This is a genomic window from Methylobacterium platani, from assembly GCF_001653715.1.
Taxonomy (GTDB): Bacteria; Pseudomonadota; Alphaproteobacteria; order Rhizobiales; family Beijerinckiaceae; genus Methylobacterium; species Methylobacterium platani.
In genome coordinates, this window is record NZ_LWHQ01000020.1 from 1 (window position 1) to 15,705 (window position 15,705).

At 68.0% G+C, this 15,705-nt stretch carries 15 protein-coding genes, 1 tRNA gene and 1 rRNA gene; 11 read left to right on the top strand and 6 right to left on the bottom strand.

Annotated features, from left to right (window positions below):
* Positions 1 to 23: 23 nt before the first annotated feature.
* Positions 24 to 139: ribosomal RNA gene (rrf, locus tag A5481_RS11525) — 5S ribosomal RNA — on the top strand.
* Between the two features lie 50 nt (positions 140 to 189).
* A tRNA-Met gene (locus tag A5481_RS11530) sits at positions 190 to 266 on the top strand.
* A 46-nt stretch (positions 267 to 312) separates the two neighbouring features.
* On the opposite strand, the gene A5481_RS11535 is transcribed toward A5481_RS11530, so the two are convergent.
* Positions 313 to 1,023, bottom strand: a complete 711-nt coding sequence (locus tag A5481_RS11535; protein ID WP_048432125.1) for an alanyl-tRNA editing protein — start codon at positions 1,021 to 1,023, stop codon at positions 313 to 315.
* A gap of 145 nt (positions 1,024 to 1,168) precedes the next feature.
* On the opposite strand from A5481_RS11535, the gene A5481_RS11540 reads away from it, so the two are divergent.
* The 7 genes from A5481_RS11540 to A5481_RS11570 all read left to right on the top strand — a co-directional run bounded on the left by A5481_RS11540 (position 1,169) and on the right by A5481_RS11570 (position 6,927).
* Positions 1,169 to 1,648 (top strand): response regulator, encoded by a 480-nt coding sequence (locus A5481_RS11540; protein ID WP_048432124.1) that lies wholly within the window; start codon positions 1,169 to 1,171, stop codon positions 1,646 to 1,648.
* 159 nt (positions 1,649 to 1,807) lie between these two features.
* The gene (locus tag A5481_RS11545) at positions 1,808 to 2,800 is read left to right on the top strand and encodes an ABC transporter substrate-binding protein (RefSeq protein WP_048432123.1); all 993 of its coding nucleotides are present in this window, start codon (positions 1,808 to 1,810) and stop codon (positions 2,798 to 2,800) included.
* 49 nt (positions 2,801 to 2,849) lie between these two features.
* Complete coding sequence (locus A5481_RS11550) at positions 2,850 to 3,632, top strand: ABC transporter permease (protein ID WP_425339720.1); 783 nt, start codon at positions 2,850 to 2,852, stop codon at positions 3,630 to 3,632.
* Positions 3,633 to 3,635: 3 nt separating this feature from the next.
* Positions 3,636 to 4,484 (top strand): ABC transporter ATP-binding protein, encoded by an 849-nt coding sequence (locus tag A5481_RS11555; RefSeq protein WP_048432121.1) that lies wholly within the window; start codon positions 3,636 to 3,638, stop codon positions 4,482 to 4,484.
* Positions 4,485 to 4,670: 186 nt separating this feature from the next.
* Complete coding sequence (locus A5481_RS11560) at positions 4,671 to 5,780, top strand: Ppx/GppA phosphatase family protein (RefSeq protein ID WP_048432120.1); 1,110 nt, start codon at positions 4,671 to 4,673, stop codon at positions 5,778 to 5,780.
* Positions 5,781 to 5,863: 83 nt separating this feature from the next.
* The gene (locus A5481_RS11565; protein ID WP_048432119.1) at positions 5,864 to 6,649 is read left to right on the top strand and encodes an RlmE family RNA methyltransferase; all 786 of its coding nucleotides are present in this window, start codon (positions 5,864 to 5,866) and stop codon (positions 6,647 to 6,649) included.
* Positions 6,646 to 6,927: a hypothetical protein gene (locus A5481_RS11570; protein ID WP_245238612.1), complete on the top strand. Its 282-nt coding sequence runs from the start codon at positions 6,646 to 6,648 to the stop codon at positions 6,925 to 6,927. Before A5481_RS11565 ends, A5481_RS11570 begins: the two co-directional genes overlap by 4 nt.
* Before the next feature lie 283 nt (positions 6,928 to 7,210).
* On the opposite strand, the gene A5481_RS32355 is transcribed toward A5481_RS11570, so the two are convergent.
* Both A5481_RS32355 and recQ read right to left on the bottom strand, forming a co-directional pair.
* Positions 7,211 to 7,975 (bottom strand): RDD family protein, encoded by a 765-nt coding sequence (locus A5481_RS32355; RefSeq protein WP_082172929.1) that lies wholly within the window; start codon positions 7,973 to 7,975, stop codon positions 7,211 to 7,213.
* A gap of 382 nt (positions 7,976 to 8,357) precedes the next feature.
* Positions 8,358 to 10,199: a DNA helicase RecQ gene (recQ, locus tag A5481_RS11575; protein WP_048432117.1), complete on the bottom strand. Its 1,842-nt coding sequence runs from the start codon at positions 10,197 to 10,199 to the stop codon at positions 8,358 to 8,360.
* Positions 10,200 to 10,295: 96 nt separating this feature from the next.
* On the opposite strand from recQ, the gene A5481_RS11580 reads away from it, so the two are divergent.
* Positions 10,296 to 10,538 carry a type II toxin-antitoxin system VapB family antitoxin gene (locus A5481_RS11580; RefSeq protein WP_048432116.1) on the top strand — a complete coding sequence of 81 codons (243 nt, stop codon included), beginning with the start codon at positions 10,296 to 10,298 and terminating at the stop codon, positions 10,536 to 10,538.
* Entirely contained in the window at positions 10,538 to 10,942 is a 405-nt protein-coding gene (locus tag A5481_RS11585; RefSeq protein WP_048432115.1) for a type II toxin-antitoxin system VapC family toxin, read from the top strand. Before A5481_RS11580 ends, A5481_RS11585 begins: the two co-directional genes overlap by 1 nt.
* On the opposite strand, the gene recF is transcribed toward A5481_RS11585, so the two are convergent.
* The 3 genes from recF to dnaA all read right to left on the bottom strand — a co-directional run bounded on the left by recF (position 10,943) and on the right by dnaA (position 15,695).
* Positions 10,943 to 12,097 carry a DNA replication/repair protein RecF gene (gene recF, locus A5481_RS11590; RefSeq protein WP_048432114.1) on the bottom strand — a complete coding sequence of 385 codons (1,155 nt, stop codon included), beginning with the start codon at positions 12,095 to 12,097 and terminating at the stop codon, positions 10,943 to 10,945.
* Positions 12,098 to 12,907: 810 nt separating this feature from the next.
* Positions 12,908 to 14,029 (bottom strand): DNA polymerase III subunit beta, encoded by a 1,122-nt coding sequence (gene dnaN, locus A5481_RS11595; protein WP_048432113.1) that lies wholly within the window; start codon positions 14,027 to 14,029, stop codon positions 12,908 to 12,910.
* Between the two features lie 163 nt (positions 14,030 to 14,192).
* Positions 14,193 to 15,695 carry a chromosomal replication initiator protein DnaA gene (gene dnaA / locus A5481_RS11600; protein WP_048432112.1) on the bottom strand — a complete coding sequence of 501 codons (1,503 nt, stop codon included), beginning with the start codon at positions 15,693 to 15,695 and terminating at the stop codon, positions 14,193 to 14,195.
* Positions 15,696 to 15,705 lie beyond the last annotated feature (10 nt).

Sequence of the window (15,705 nt, forward strand, 5' to 3'; positions counted from 1 at the left end):
CCGAACGCGACGGGCTGGGCCGGTCTGGTGGTCTGAGCGGGGTGATCAGAACCCGATCCCATCTCGAACTCGGCCGTTAACCGCCCCAGCGCCCATGGTACTGTGTCTCAAGACACGGGAGAGTCGGTCACCGCCAGACCTGCCAAGCACGTCACACATTCCCTCGACACGAAGCAGATCACACCCTGGCGCGGGGTGGAGCAGCCCGGTAGCTCGTCAGGCTCATAACCTGAAGGTCACAGGTTCAAATCCTGTCCCCGCAACCACATCCCGAAACGCCCCGCCGGCTTCCGCCGGCGGGGCGTTTCGCGTTCAGGCCAGCGACAACCGCACGCGCCGGTTCTGCTTGCCCTTCTTCTCGATCGCGGTGATCGTCGCGGCGCCGATCTCGCCCGTCCGGCGCACATGGGTGCCGCCGCAGGGCTGGAGGTCGAGACCGTCGATCGCCACCAGCCGCACCCGCCCGCTGCCCATCGGTGGCTTCACCGACATCGTCTTGACCAGGCCCGGATTGGCCTCGAGCTCCTCGTCGCTGATCCAGCGCTCCGAAACGGCGGCGTCCCGCTCGATCATCTCGCGCAGCTGCGCCGTGACGGTTTCCTTGTCGAGACCGGCATCCGGGATGTCGAAGTCGAGCCGGCCCTCGCCGTCGCCGATCGATCCGCCGGTCACCGGGTAGGGGAGGGCCACCGAGAGCAGGTGAAGGGCGGTGTGCACCCGCATCCGGGCATGGCGCAGCGGCCAATCGAGCACGAGGCGCACGCGCTCGCCCGGGGCCGGCCGCGCCGTGTCCGGTCCGATCCGGTGCAGCACGGTGCACTTGTCGGCGCCGTAGACGGTGTCGAGCACCGCGATCTCGGTTCCATCCTCCCGCACCAGGCGGCCGCGATCGCCGGGCTGGCCGCCGCCCTGCGCGTAGAACACGGTCCGGTCGAGGACGAGGCCGGTCTCGTCCGCCGCGACGATGCGGGCTTCGGTCTCGCGTAGGTAGGCGTCGCCGCGGAAGAGGAGTTCGGTGGGCATAGGGGGCTGGATTCCGGTTGCGGAGCGGCGAGAGTGGTCCGGCGCAAGGACGGCGTCGAGCGTCTTCGCCGTTAACCATGTCGGTTAGGAAAGCCGCAGGCTTGATCCGCCTAGCATCGCACGGCGTCCCGAGACCCAGCCCGCGATGATCGCCACCCCGACCTTCCCGGACCTCTCCGCCCTCGTGGTCGACGAGAGCCTCTATATCCGCCGCATCGTGCGCGACATGCTGATGCGCGTCGGCATCAAGCGCCTGCTCGAGGCGCCGGACGGTGCCGAGGCGCTGGGCGTGCTGGCCGAGAGCAAGCCCGATCTCGTCGTGCTCGACTGGGACCTGGCGATCCTGTCGGGCGAGGAGTTCATCCGCCTTGCCCGCACGCCGGCGACCTCGCCGGCCCCGACCGTGCCGATCATCCTGATGCTGGCCCAGCCGCGCCGGAACGTGGTCGACCGGGCGATCAATCTCGGCGTCAACGAGATCATCGCCAAGCCGTTCTCGCCCAAGACCCTGTGGTCGCGCCTCGACGAGGTCATCAACCGGCCGCGGCCGTTCTCGCAGGTCAAGAGCCTGCTCCGGCCGCAGCCGCGCCTCGCCGCGGCGGCTGCGGTCAAGGGCCTGCTCTGACGAGGAGCGAGGCCGGCACCGGATCCCGGATAGCATCCGCGAGTCTAAAGTCTCATCCCGTCGAGCGTATTCCGGCTTCCAGCAGGCTCGACCATTGTCCACACTCCCACGCCAAACCGAACCGGCGTCACGACCGGCCGGGTGGATAGGGAGTGAATCATGCTCAAGCGCCTCGCCGCCGTCGCCGCCACCCTGGCGGCCATCTCCGGCCCGGCCGCAGCCCAGGATGTCGTGCGTCTCGGCAACCTGAAATTCGCTCACTACGGCGCGATTTCCTACATGAAGGAGATCGCCGCGAAATATAATCTCAAGATCGACGAGAAGCAGTTCGCGAAGGGCGCCGACATCTACCCGGCGATGGCCGTCGACCAGATCGACATCGCGGCCTCCGGCGCCGACGGCGCGGTGGCGGCCCGCGGCAACGGCGTCAAGCTGCTGGTGGTGGCGGGCTTCGCCAATGGCGGCGTGCGCATCCTCGGCCGGCCCGACCTCGGCGCCAAGACGCTCGCCGACGTGAAGGGCAAGAAGGTCGCGGTGGTGCGCGGCGGCACCCAGGACCTGATGCTGCTGGCCGAGCTGGAGAAGAACGGCCTGACCTGGTCGGAGCGGCCGGGCAAGGACGTGCAGCTCGTCTACTTCAACAACTACGCCGACCTGAACCAGGCCCTGGCGCAGAAATACGTCGACGTGATCTGCCAGAGCGAGCCGCAATCGACGCAAGCGATCTCGAACGGCTGGGGCTACGAGATCGTCAAGCCCTACGACACCCCGGTCGGCGTGCCCTACCGCCCGCTCGTCATGACCGAGAAGATGTACACCGAGAAGCCCGAGGTCGCCGCCCGCGTCCTGAAGCTGTTCGTCGAGGCGACCAAGACCTTCATCGAGAAGCCGGATCTCGCCGAGAAGTACGTCCGCGAGCAGGTCTTCAAGGGTCAGCTCAGCAGCAAGGATTTCCGCGATTCGATGGAGAACGCGGACTATACCTACGACATGCCGGCCGGCCACATGCAGGTCACGGCCGACCTGATGCACAAGTACGGGCTCGGCAAGATGGTCAACCCGCCGAAGGGCGACGCCGAGTGGGTCAAGCTCGACCTGCTCGAGAAGGCGAAGGCCGAGCTCGGCGCCAAGACCACGTCGAAGACCAACTGAGCCGGTTCGGAGACGATCGGTGATCCGCCTCTCCGCCTTCCGCGGCGCGTTGCTGCCGGTCGGGCTGCTGATCCTCTGGGAGATCGCCAGCCGGGCCGGCCTGTTCTCCGCCGTGGTGCTGCCGCCCCCGAGCGCGGTAGCGTCGCGCTGGGTGTCCAGCCTCGTCCCGGCGCTCCCCTACGATCCCGACACGCAGAGCTACACCGCCTGGCTGTTCTCCGGCGAGCTGCCGCACGACGCGGTGGCGAGCCTGACCCGGGTGATCGCCGGCTTCGCGATCGGCGTCGGCCTCGCGCTGCCGGTCGGCCTGCTGATGGGCACGAGCGACCGGCTCTACGGCCTCGTCAATCCCCTGCTGCAGATCCTGCGGCCGATCCCGCCGATCGCCTATATCCCGCTCGCCATCGTGTGGTTCGGCCTCGGCGACCCGCCGGCCCTGTTCCTGATCGCGCTCGGCACCTTCTTCCCGGTCCTCGTCAACACGGTGGCGGGGGTGCGCCAGGTCGATTCGATCTATATCCGCGCCGCGCGCAACCTCGGAGCCAATTCCTGGACGATGTTCCGGCGGGTGATCCTGCCGGCGGCGAGCCCCTTCGTGCTCGCCGGCATGCGCATCGGCATCGGCACCGCCTTCATCGTGGTGATCGTCGCCGAGATGATCGCGGTCTCCGACGGGCTCGGCTACCGCATCCTTGAGGCGCGGGAATACATGTGGTCGGACAAGATCATCGGCGGCATGCTGACGATCGGCATCCTCGGCCTCGTCATCGACGGCGCGATGTCGCGCCTGAACGACCACCTGCTGCGCTGGCATCGCGGCCTGGAGCGCTGACCCATGACCGCGAGTGCAACGCTCCGCCGGACCGAGCCCGCCGGCACGGCCGCGCCGGGCGCCGCCGAGATCGTGATCGACGCCGCCTCGAAGGTGTTCGGCACCGGCGAGGGCGCCGTCGTCGCGCTCGACGGCGTGACCGCGACGATCCCGAGCGGGCAGTTCGTCTGCCTGCTCGGCCCCTCCGGCTGCGGCAAGTCCACCCTGCTCAACGCCATCGCGGGCTTCTCGCCCCTGACCTCCGGGACGATCCGGATGGCCGGGCGCCCGGTGGTCGATCCCGGGCCTGATCGGGGCATGGTGTTCCAGGAATACGCCCTGTTCCCGTGGATGACGGTCGAACAGAACATCCGCTTCGGGCTCGACATCAAGGGCACCGCCCGGGCCGAGGCCGACGCGATCGTCGCCCGCATCGCCGACAAGCTCGGCCTGTCGGACTTCCTCGGCCGCTTCCCGAAGGACTTGTCCGGCGGCATGCGCCAGCGGGTCGCCATCGCCCGCATCCTGGCCCTCGACCCGCCGGTGATGTTGATGGACGAGCCGTTCGGCGCCCTCGACGCACTGACCCGGCGCACCCTGCAGGACGAGCTGCTGCGGATCTGGGCCGAGTACCGCAAGACCATCGTGTTCGTGACCCACTCGATCGAGGAGGCGATCTACCTCGCCGACCGCATCGTCGTGCTTACCTACCGCCCCGGCCGGATGAAGCGGGACCTGATCGTGCCGCTTCCACGCCCGCGCGACACCGCCTCGGCCGAGTTCAACGCGCTGAAGCGCGAGCTCGCCGGGATGGTGATGGAGGAGCAGCAGCGCTTCACCCGGGCGGAGCTGACCGGTTCGTCGGTCGACTGACCGGCATCCCGTCGGAGATCGATCGACCGCAACCCGTTCGCCCGCTTCCCGATCTTCCGGTGAGAGCGAGCCCGGCGCGGCACGATCGCTGCTTTGCGTTCCGCCCGGACCCACGTAAGCTTCCCATCATGTGATGGACTTGTCGCCCCGCGAGGGTTGCGAACGGGAAGGATATCGGCATCGCCGATGAGGGATGAGACGGCCGTCTCCGTGCCGGCGCGCGCCGCGGAGTATGCCGAGACAGCGCGCGCGACAGCGCCTCCGCCGCACCCGGCGGGGGATGACGCTCCACGTCGCCCGGAGCGACGCGCCTACGCGGCGCTCGATCTCGGCACCAACAATTGCCGGCTCCTGATCGCCGAGCCGGCGCCCTACGGGTTCCGGGTGATCGATGCGTTCTCGCGCATCGTGCGCCTCGGCGAAGGCCTCGGGAGCACCGATCGCCTGAGCGACGACGCCATCGACCGCACGGTCGACGCGCTGGCGGTCTGCCTGGGGAAGATGCGGTCCCGCGGCGTGGTGCGGGCGAAGTCGATCGCCACCGCCGCCTGCCGGCTCGCGGTGAACGGCCCGGCCTTCGTCGAGCGCGTGCACCGCGAGGTCGGCCTCGATCTCGAGGTGGTGGACCGCCGCACCGAGGCCTATCTCGCCGTCACCGGCTGCGCGGCGCTGGCCGACCGGCACGCCGAATCGGTGGTGATCTTCGATATCGGCGGCGGCTCGACCGAGATCGTCTGGCTCGACGGCTCGGCCGCGCTCGCCCGCAGCGCCGATCCCACCTTGCGCATCCGCGCCTGGGATTCGCTCCCCGTCGGCGTCGTCACCCTGGCCGAGCGCTACGGCGGGGCCGACGTCACCCGCCCGGTCTTCGAGGGCATGGTCGAGGAGGTCGCCGACCGCCTGACCAAGTTCGCGCTGATCGCCGGGGCGGCGGCCCACGCGCCGAACTTCCACCTGCTCGGCACCTCCGGCACGGTGACGACGCTCGCCGCCACCCACTTGCGCTTGCCGCGCTACGACCGGCGACGGATCGACGGCTTGTGGATGCGCGACCGCGAGGTCACCGAGGCCATCGACGGCCTGCTCTCGACCCGCCTGTCGGACCGGGCGCAGAATCCGTGCATCGGCCGCGACCGGGCCGACCTGGTGCTCGCGGGGTGCGCCATCCTGGAGGCGATCCGCCGCGCCTTCCCGTCCGAGCGCCTGCGCATCGCCGATCGCGGCCTGCGCGAGGGTCTCCTGATGAACATGATGCGCGAGGACGGCGTCTGGCGCCGCGGCGTGCGGCCGGGCTGAGGCGGCGTTCCGGGCTTGCGCGCGCAAGCCCGGGGCGTCATTGACCTCGAACGGTTTTTTTCGATCATCGAAGGTCACGGCATATGAGCGATCGTCGCGGCGGCGGCCTCCGGGGCGACCTGAAGCAGCGGGTCAAGACCGGGCGCGGGCGCACGGTCTCCTCCAAGCTCTGGCTCGAGCGCCAGCTTAACGACCCCTACGTCGCCCGCGCCCGGCGCGAGGGCTACCGGTCGCGGGCGGCCTTCAAGCTCATGGAGATCGACGACCGCTTTCGGCTGCTGCGGCCGGGCCAGCGGGTGGTCGATCTCGGCGCCGCGCCCGGCGGCTGGTCGCAGGTGGCCGCCGCCAAGGTCGGCAGCCATCCCGGCGCCCCGGCGCCGCGGGGCCGGGTGGTCGGCATCGACCTTCTCGAGATCGAGCCGATGCCGGGCGTCGATTTCGTCACCCTCGACTTCCTCGATCCGACCGCCCCCGGGCTGCTGACCGAGATGCTGGGGGGCCCCGCCGATGTCGTGATGTCCGACATGGCCGCCAACGCGACGGGCCACAAGAAGACCGATCACCTGCGCATCATGGGGCTCGCCGAGACGGCTTTGGCCTTCGCCCGCGAGATCCTGGCACCGGGCGGCACCTACCTCGCCAAGGTGCTGCAGGGCGGCACCGAGGGCGGCCTGCTCACCGACCTGAAGCGCGATTTCGCGAGCGTGCGCCACGTCAAGCCGGCGGCGAGCCGGGCGGATTCGAGCGAGCTCTACGTGCTGGCGACCGGGTATCGCGGCGCCGAGGCGACCGACGGGCCGTATCGCGAGAGCGATGACGGCCGGGAGGACGGCGATCAGGCAGACGAGGCGACCGGCTGGCGGCCGTGACCCCGGCGGCGGCGATTGATCGTGCCCGGGCGCTCCTCCTGGCGGAGGGTTTTTCGGAGATCGGGCGGGGGATGCGGGGTGAGAGTTTTTATTTCGGCCTGCCCGGTGCCGAGGGGCAGTTGCGGGTGGCGAACCACGCCCGCACGCCGAAGCAGCGGCTGAAACATCCGGAGGTGGTAGCGAGCCTCGTCGTCACCGGGCCTTTGTCGGAGGCGGCGTTGCGGGAGCGCTTGAGCGCGACCTTGAGTGATTTTCGAGCGCGGCGGGGCAGCCGATGATGACAATCAGGCTACCTTGACGTCTATGAGGCGAATGGCTTGCTCTCTCCCGTCAAGGAGGAGACCTGTGATTTTACTCCGATCATCTCGGTTCCGTGAGCGGTAGCTTTTCCTGGTATCCTCATCTCGCGTTTCACGCCCGGAGGTGCGGAAAACAGGTGTTTGTAGACATCCAAGGTGGCTGGCTGTGCAAGCGGGCTGGATCCTGACGGGTGCTTCATGGGAAGGTTTTCCACCCGGTGCGGACCGCTCAGAAAACGAGAGCTTCGCACACCACCGTAACCTATCGAGTGTCGCTTCGGATCGGACGCTGTTGTGCTGCTCGCCGTACTACCGTCCCTGCGGCAATATCGTAAAAAGCATCTCTCCGTCGGATGATAGCAAGGGACGCCCAAATTGCAGCCATCCAAGCGAATGTGATGCTGCCGATCATGATCGGGATGAATGGCCCGCCGAAGAGAGCAAAGCTCGGATAGAGTCCAGCGTAAAAATCCAGCAACCAGATCGGTATACCCGGCAGGACGAACACCAGGTAGCGCAGAGATAGAACTGCGCGAGGCGGCGAAATATCTTCACCATCGACAGCCACCAAGAGGCGCATTCCACACAAGCGTCGCCCTGGACTGCCCCGTTGCCCGTCCGACCAACACCGAAATAGAACGAATAGCGGACCAAGTAACAGATTGAGAGATAGACCACGAATTGGTACACCCTGATCGTTCGCAAGAACAGTAATAGATACTGTTTTGGTCGTATTACCGTCGCGTGTAAATCGCCCTACCGTGATCGTATGGGCGGTATCGAAGCCCAGAATACTCCAGCGGCAATCCGTTGCAAAGTTGGCTTCGAAGTCGATGGGCATTGCAATGCCGGGCGGTGGCGCTGTCAGCTTTCGACAGAACACGCGCTCGATGCCCGATGAGGCTTGAACGCGCGCGTTCGAAAGCGGAAAAGCTATGATCGCAACGCACTGCAGAGCGAGGCAGACGATCAAACCGTCGATGACGAAGGCGACTGCACGTCGCCAAAAGCCCGTACGTTCCGGCATGGTTCTCGTTTGATAGGCACATCGTTACGTCAATCTAGCATAACTCTCGAACTGCGTCGCTTTCAATTACTCTGGTTTTGAACCCCGGCTACGCGAACATGCGCGTGTCTGGCGGCCTGTCGAGGCTCGGGGAAGGGTGTGGTTCGACGGGAGTGGCAGCTGACGCAGTTCGTCGTCATGCGATCTCAACCGTCTGCTTTCCACCCCGTGCGGTCATTCCGCCCATCACGCGCGATGGACGGAAAACATGTATTTGCAGACGAGAGACGCCGCCGATCACGAAGCGTATCGACCTCCCCCGCAGAGGAAATGTGACGAACCCTGTCGGATCGACAGGGTGTGAGGAAACGCGGGGTGAGGGGTCTTCCGTGGGAAGCCCCGCTCACCCCGCCCGCTTCGCATCCGCCAGGAACTCCGCCACCGCCTCCACGAAGGGCTGCCCGTAGGCATCGCGCTTGCGCTCGCCGACGCCGTGGATCGAGCGCAGGGCCCAGAGGTCGACGGGCTTCGAGCGGGCCATCTCGATCAGGGTGCGGTCGGGGAAGATCATGTAGGCGGCTACGCCCTCCTGGCGGGCGAGCGTGGCGCGCAGGCCCCGCAGGTGCTGGAACAGCGCCTCGTCGGTCTCGGAGAGGCCGAGCGTGTCGTCGTCCTGGGTCGCCCGGCGGCGCTCCTTCGGGGCCTTCGGTTCGGGGTCGGGGCGGAGTTGCACCGGCTCGCGGCCGAACAGGATCGCCTCGCCCTTGTCGGTCAGCGAGAGGCCGCCGTAGCCGTCGCCGTTCTCCGCTACCGCGCCTGCGGCGAAGAGCTGGCGCAGGATCGCCCGCCACGCCGCCACCGGCTTGTCGGAGCCGACGCCGAAGGTCTTGATCTGGGAATGGCCGTTGCGGCGGATCTGCTCGCTCTCCTTGCCGTGGACGAGGTCGCAGATATAGGCCGCCCCGAAGCGCTGGCCGGTGCGCACCACCGCCGAGAGCACCTTCTGGGCCGGCACCGTGCCGTCGATGAGCGAGACGCCGCCGCGGCACAGGTCGCAGCGGCCGCACGGCTGGCTCTGCTCGCCGAAATAGCCGAGCAGCGACTGGCGCCGGCAGGTCGCGCCCTCGCAGAGCCCGATCATCGCCTCGAGCTTGCGGCGCTCGACCCGGCGGCGGTCGTCCGGCACCTCCTTCTCGTCGATCTGGCGCCGGCGGAGCGCCATGTCGTCGAGGCCGTAGAGGGTGAGGGTGTCGGCCGGCAGCCCGTCGCGGCCGGCGCGGCCGATCTCCTGGTAGTAGCTCTCGATCGTCGAGGGCATGTCGGCGTGGCAGACGTAGCGCACGTCCGGCTTGTTGATGCCCATGCCGAAGGCGATGGTCGCCACGACCACGACGCCGTCCTCCTGCAGGAAGGTGTCCTGGTTGCGCATCCGCACGGTCTGCTCCAGGCCGGCATGGTAGGCGAGCGCGTTGAAGCCGTCCTGCTGCAGGATCTCGGCGATCTGCTCGGTGCGCTTGCGCGACGAGCAGTAGATGATGCCGCTCTCGGCCTTGCGCGGGCGCAGGAAGCGGGAGAGCTGGCGCGTCGGGTGCTCCTTCGGCGCGAAGGTCAGGCGGATGTTCGGCCGGTCGAAGGAGTGGACGAACAGCTCGGGCTTGCGGCCGCGGGGAAACAGCCGCTCGGAGATGTCGGCGCGGGTCGCGGCATCCGCCGTGGCGGTGAGCGCCACGGTCTGCACGTCGCCGAGCGCCTCGCGGGCGCGGGCGAGGTCGCGGTATTCCGGCCGGAAGTCGTGGCCCCATTGCGAGACGCAATGCGCCTCGTCGACCGCGAGCCGGCGCACTCCGGCGCCCTGGAGCGCCTCGATCAGCCCGTCCATCAGGAGCCGCTCGGGCGAGACGAACAGCAGGCGCAGAGTGCCCTGGCGGATGCCGCGCCAGGTCTCGCGGGAGCTCGATTCCGACACGGTCGAGTTGAGGGTGCCGGCGGCGATGCCGAACGCCTCCATCTGCTTCACCTGGTCGTGCATCAGCGCGATCAGGGGCGAGACGACGACCGTCAACGATTGCTCCACCAGGGCGGGGAGCTGGTAGGTCATCGACTTGCCCGAGCCCGTCGGCATCACCGCGAAGACGTCGCGCCCGTCGAGCACGGCGCCGATCACCTCGGCCTGGCCGGGACGGAAATCCTCGTAGCCGAAGGTCTTGCGAAGGGCGGCGCGGGCCTCGTCGAGGCGGTCTGTCATCGGGGTTCTGCGGGCTGGTTGCGGGCGGCAAGTGGGACGGCTTGCGGGTGCTTCGGATCGACGGTAGCACTTCCTCCGCCGACGCGGGACGCCACCATGATGCTCGACATTCGCGATGAGGACGTGGACCGCCTCGCCGAGACGCTGGCATCGATGGCGGGACTCAGCAAGACCGAAGCGGTTCGTATGGCGTTGGCCAACGAACTGCAACGGCGCGAACAGTCGCTGGCCGAGTTCTGGGCCCGCATCAAGCCGATCCAGGACGCCATCGCGGCCACTCCGTCCACCGGGCTGAAGGCCGACAAGGCCTTCTACGACGAGCTGAACGGCCAGCCCTGATGTTCGTCGATGCCTCGGCGCTCGTCGCCATCCTGGCGCAGGAGCCGGGCTACACCCAGATCGGGGAGCGCCTGCATGCCGTTCCCAGCCGGTCGACGAGCGGCCTCGCCGTCTTCGAAGCGGTGATGGCGATCGCGCGCTTGAAGAGGCTGACGATCGAGGCGGCGGAAGCCCATGTGCGGGACTTCCTACACGCGGCGGCCATCACGGTCGTGCCGATCACCGATGCGGAGGCACGGGAGGCGCTTGCGGCTTTCGCGCGCTTCGGCAAAGGCCAGGGACACCCGGCCCAACTCAACATGGGCGATTGCTTCGCTTATGCCTGCGCTCGGACGCGCAAGGCGGATCTGCTCTTCGTCGGCAACGACTTCAGCAGGACCGACATCGTCTCAGCGAATCCCTGATCACGTCGCCGCGACGCTGATCGCGCCCTCCGCCACCTGCACCACGTCCGCCCGCCCGCCCAGCTCCCCGAACAGCACCGGATCGGCCCCGGTCATCCAGACCTGGCCGGGCAGGGCTTCGAGCGCGTCGAACAGGCCGGCGCGGCGGCGGGGATCGAGATGGGCGGCGACCTCGTCGAGGAGCACCAGGGGAGCAAGGCCGCTCATCCCGGTGACGAGGCGGGCATGGGCCAGCACGAGGCCGATCAGCAGGGCCTTCTGCTCGCCGGTCGAGGCGGTGGCGGCGGGCACGTCCTTGGGGCCGTGGCGCACCACGAGGTCGGAGGCCTGCGGCCCGGCGAGCGTCCGGCCGGCGGCGCGGTCGCGAAACCGGTTCTGGCGCAAGGTCGCGCGGTAGCGGTCCTCGGCATCGACCGCCGGCCAGACCGCCACGAGGTCGTCGATGTCGCCCTCGAGCCGTACCCCGGCCCAGGGAAAGGGGGAGGCCTCGTCGCGGGTCGAGAGGATCAGGCTGTCGAGGCGCTCCACCGTCTCGCGCCGCGCCAAAGCCACCGCGACGGCGAGCTCCGCCACCTCGCGCTCGACGGCATCGAGCCACGGTCCGTCGTCGGGCCGCTCCTCCAGGAGGCGGTTGCGCGAGCGCAGGGCCCGCTCCATGGCGTTGACCCGGGCGCCGTGGCCGGCATCGACGGCGAGCACCAGCCGGTCCAGGAAGCGGCGCCGGTCGCCGGCGGGCCCGCGGAACAGCGCGTCGAGATCGGGGGTGAGCCAGACCACCCGCAGCTGCTCGGCGAAGGCGGTGGGCGAGGGGGCCGTCGCCCCGTCGATGCGGCAGAGCCGGCCGCCGCGCTCGTCGCGGCCCCGCGGCGGCTCCCAGGCGGTGCCGATGCGGTGGTCGCCGTTCGGCCCCTCCAGGGTCAGGGAGACGGCGAAGCCGCCGGCCCCGCCCTCGCGCGCCATCCCGGAAAAGTCCGCCCGGCGCAGGCCCCGTCCGGGGGCGAACAGCGACAGGGCCTCCAGGATGTTGGTCTTGCCGGCCCCGTTCTCCCCCACCAGCGCGACGAAATGGCGCCCGACCGCGAGGTCGAGATCGGCGTGGTTGCGGAAGTCGCGGGCGATCAGACGGGTGACGCGCAAGGGATCGGGCTCGGTCATCCCCGGGCCATATCACAGGTCGTCGGGAGGGCCGGCGATGTCGCGGGTGTTACGCACCGCGATGCGGCGTCTCGTAGCGGGCGCTGAGGTGGGCGAAGCCGGCTAAATACAGATGCATTAGGGCCGCCCTCGATATATTATAACTACTGCTTCTTTGATTGGAGGTATCATCGCCGATGCGTGCTTGGTAATAAATTATAAAATAAATAAATTTAATTAGATTGGAAGATATTCAGTAATAAAAATAACTATTTTCCAGCGCCCGTAAATCCGTCTACAATCCAGCCAAGGGATCTGAATAGAAAATATGCACACACAGAAGTGATGAGAGATATTATACAAATGGTGAGGTCGCGAGCGGGAGCGAAAGGGTCATAATCGACTGGCGTGAGGCGTACCTTTTTATCGCCTAATGTGCGTCGACTTGGATCGCTCTCGACTGAAATTTCTTTACTATCAAGATTTGTTTTTGGGTTATAGCTAATATTTGATACTAAAAATCCAAATAATCGATAGATCTCGCCTTCGCCGTTGCTGCACCTCGCTGCATTCGGAGGAACATTATCAAAGATATTTTCGCACTTCGGAATTGGGCGCAACTCCCATAGGCCCGACGCCATACCCACACATAGCAGGGGCGCACCTACTACGATCCCGATTCGATGCAGTCCTGTAGCGGCACGGCTATGAGGATCAAACCTTAGGCCTCAATACTTGCCAGAATCTATTTAACCAGAATTTGCAACTAAAATTTTTCCTAATATAAAATGGATTGCGCGCGACTCTCGCCGCGCGCAATCCCGCCCTCACTCACACCCGCATCGGCATCAGCACGTAGAGCGCGGGCGCCCCCTCGCGGTCCTGGATCACCGTCGGCGAGCCCGGATCGGCGAGGCGGAAGAGCGCGGTGTCGCCGTCGAGCTGCGCCGTGATGTCGAGGAGGTAGCGGGCGTTGAAGCCGATATCGAGCGGGCCGGATTCGTAATCGACGTCCAGCTCCTCGGTCGCCGAGCCCGAATCCGGGTTGTTGACCGAGAGCGACAGGCGCCCGTCGGTCATCGCGAGCTTCACCGCGCGGCCGCGCTCGGACGAGATGGTCGAGACGCGGTCGACCGCCTTGGCGAACTGGTCGCGCTCGACCGTCAGGCGCTTGTCGTTGCCGGTCGGGATAACGCGGGCATAGTCCGGGAAGGTCCCGTCGATCAGCTTCGAGATCAGGGTGACGCCGGACGAGAAGCTGAACCGCACCTTGGCGGACGAGATCTCGACCCCGACGGTCTCGCCGCCGTCCTCGACGAGCTTCTGGATCTCGGCCACGGCCTTGCGCGGCACGATGATGCCCGGCATGCCGCCACTGCCCTCCGGCGCCTCCATCTGGACGCGGGCGAGGCGGTGGCCGTCGGTGGCGACCGCCCGCAGCTTGAGCGAGCCCTCCGCGTCGATGGTGTGGAAGAAGATGCCGTTGAGGTAGTAGCGCGTCTCCTCGGTCGAGATCGCGAACTGGGTCTTGTCGATCAGGCGCTTGAGGTCGGCGGCCGGCAGCTCGAAGCGGTGCGGCAGCTCGCCGGCGGCGAGATCGGGGAAGTCCGCTTCCGGGAGGGCCCCGAGGGTGAAGCGCGAGCGGCCCGAGCGGATCAGCATCTGGCCGGTCTCGCCGCTGGTCTCGAGCGAGACCTGGGCGCCGTCGGGCAATTTCCGGACGATGTCGTAGATGACGTGGGCCGGCACCGTGATGGCGCCGCCGTCGACGACGTCGGCGGGAATCGTCTCGGTCACCTCGATGTCGAGGTCGGTGGCCTTCAGCTGGAGGCCGTCCGGCCCGGAGCGCAGCAGCACGTTCGACAGGATCGGGATCGTGTTGCGCCGCTCCACGACGCGGTGCACGTGGCCGAGCGACCGAAGAAGGGCCGCGCGCTCGACGGTGACTTTCATCAGGGTGATCCGTGTCTCGAACGACCGACCGTTCAAGGCCGGCAACCGCAATCGTTGCCCCGTGCACGCACGGGAGCGGAACTTTGGCGAAGGCGCTGCCCGAACGCAAGCCGGCTGGGGAGGCTCGTCCACGAGCCTCCCCGGCGGCGGCGGGTCAGGCGTCTCAATCCTGGAGCATGCGCTTCAGGAGCTCGACCTCGTCGCAGAGCGCCGTGTCTTCGCCGATCGCCTTCTCGATCTTGCGCACCGCGTGCAGGACCGTGGTGTGGTCGCGCCCGCCGAAGCGCCGGCCGATCTCCGGCAGGGAGCGCAGCGTGAGGACCTTCGAGAGGTACATGGCGATCTGGCGCGGCTTGACCACCGCGGCGGTGCGGCGCTCGGAGAGGATGTCGGAGCGCGAGACGTTGTAGCGGCTCGCGACCAGCTTCTGGATGTCCTCGATCTTGACCCGCTTCGGCTCGCGGTTCTTCACGAGGTCGCGGATCGCCGTCTCGGCGGTGTCGAGGGTGACGGGCGCGCCGGTGAGCGTCGCGTGGGCGAGGAGCCGGTTGACTGCGCCTTCGAGGTCGCGGCCGTTGGCGGTGATCGCCTTGGCCACGTACTCGGCGACCGCCGGTCCGACCTCGAAGGCCGGGTGCGAGGCCCGCACCGCCTCCAGGCGCGTCTGCAGGATCGAGGCGCGCAGGGCCTCGTCGAGCGTGCCGATCTCGACCACCAGGCCGCCGGCGAGGCGCGAGCGGACGCGCTCGTCGAGGGCTTCGAGCTCCGTCGGCGGCCGGTCGGCGGCCACCACCACCTGGCGCCCGGCGTCGATGAGGGCGTTCAGGGTGTGGCCGAACTCGGCCTGGATCGAGCGGCCCTGGATGAACTGCACGTCGTCGAGGATCAGGACGTCGATCGCCCGCAGCTTCTCCTTGAAGGCCAGCGCGCTCTGGGTCTTCAGGGCGTTGACGAAGCCGTACATGAAGCGGTCGGCAGTGAGGTAGATCACCCGCTTTCCGGCATTCTTCACGGAGTGGCCGATGCCGTGGAGGAGGTGGGTCTTGCCGAGGCCCACGCCGGCATGGAAATAGAGCGGGTTGTAGAGCGCGGGGCCGCCGTCGTGCCGGGCGACCCGCTCGGCGGCGGCGTGCGCCAGCGCGTTCGAGCGGCCGACCACGAAGCTCTCGAAGGTCAGGCGCGCATCGAGGGGCGCGCCGCCGAGGTCGCCCTCGGGGGCCTGGCCGCGGGCGGCGCGCTCGGGCTCGGGAAGCTCGGCCGCCGGGCCGGGAGACGCGGCCGGCCGCGGGCTCGCGGCGGGCTTGGCCAGCGCCGGAGCGCCGGGCCGGGCCGGCGCCATCGCGCCGCGCACCCCGACCTCGAGGCTCTCGATGCCGTCGGCCTCGCTGCGGAAGGTGGCGAGCACCCGGTCGAGATAGTGCGACTCGATCCAGCTCTTGAGGAACCGGGTCGGAACGGTGAGGCGGGCGACGCCGCCGGAGACGTCCTGGAGTTCGAGGCGGGCGAACCAGCTCGCGAACACGTCCTCGCCGAGTTCCGCCCGCAGGCGGCGCTTCACCCGCTGCCAGGCTCCCGCGATCTCGGCTCCCGCGGTCTCGCGGCCGTCATCGCCGTTGCCGCCACGGCTGGAGCCGACCCCTGCCGCCAAGCTGCCGTCCACACGCATGACTGGTCCC

Coding starts and splice junctions, on each gene's coding strand:
- A5481_RS11555 (WP_048432121.1), top strand. CDS start 3,636: ATGACCGCGAGTGCAACGCTCCGCCGGACCGAGCCCGCCGGCACGGCC.
- A5481_RS11580 (WP_048432116.1), top strand. CDS start 10,296: ATGATGCTCGACATTCGCGATGAGGACGTGGACCGCCTCGCCGAGACG.
- A5481_RS11540 (WP_048432124.1), top strand. CDS start 1,169: ATGATCGCCACCCCGACCTTCCCGGACCTCTCCGCCCTCGTGGTCGAC.
- A5481_RS11535 (WP_048432125.1), bottom strand. CDS start 1,023: ATGCCCACCGAACTCCTCTTCCGCGGCGACGCCTACCTACGCGAGACC.
- A5481_RS11565 (WP_048432119.1), top strand. CDS start 5,864: ATGAGCGATCGTCGCGGCGGCGGCCTCCGGGGCGACCTGAAGCAGCGG.
- recQ (WP_048432117.1), bottom strand. CDS start 10,199: ATGACAGACCGCCTCGACGAGGCCCGCGCCGCCCTTCGCAAGACCTTC.
- A5481_RS11585 (WP_048432115.1), top strand. CDS start 10,538: ATGTTCGTCGATGCCTCGGCGCTCGTCGCCATCCTGGCGCAGGAGCCG.
- A5481_RS11545 (WP_048432123.1), top strand. CDS start 1,808: ATGCTCAAGCGCCTCGCCGCCGTCGCCGCCACCCTGGCGGCCATCTCC.
- dnaA (WP_048432112.1), bottom strand. CDS start 15,695: ATGCGTGTGGACGGCAGCTTGGCGGCAGGGGTCGGCTCCAGCCGTGGC.
- dnaN (WP_048432113.1), bottom strand. CDS start 14,029: ATGAAAGTCACCGTCGAGCGCGCGGCCCTTCTTCGGTCGCTCGGCCAC.
- recF (WP_048432114.1), bottom strand. CDS start 12,097: ATGACCGAGCCCGATCCCTTGCGCGTCACCCGTCTGATCGCCCGCGAC.
- A5481_RS32355 (WP_082172929.1), bottom strand. CDS start 7,975: ATGCCGGAACGTACGGGCTTTTGGCGACGTGCAGTCGCCTTCGTCATC.
- A5481_RS11560 (WP_048432120.1), top strand. CDS start 4,671: ATGAGGGATGAGACGGCCGTCTCCGTGCCGGCGCGCGCCGCGGAGTAT.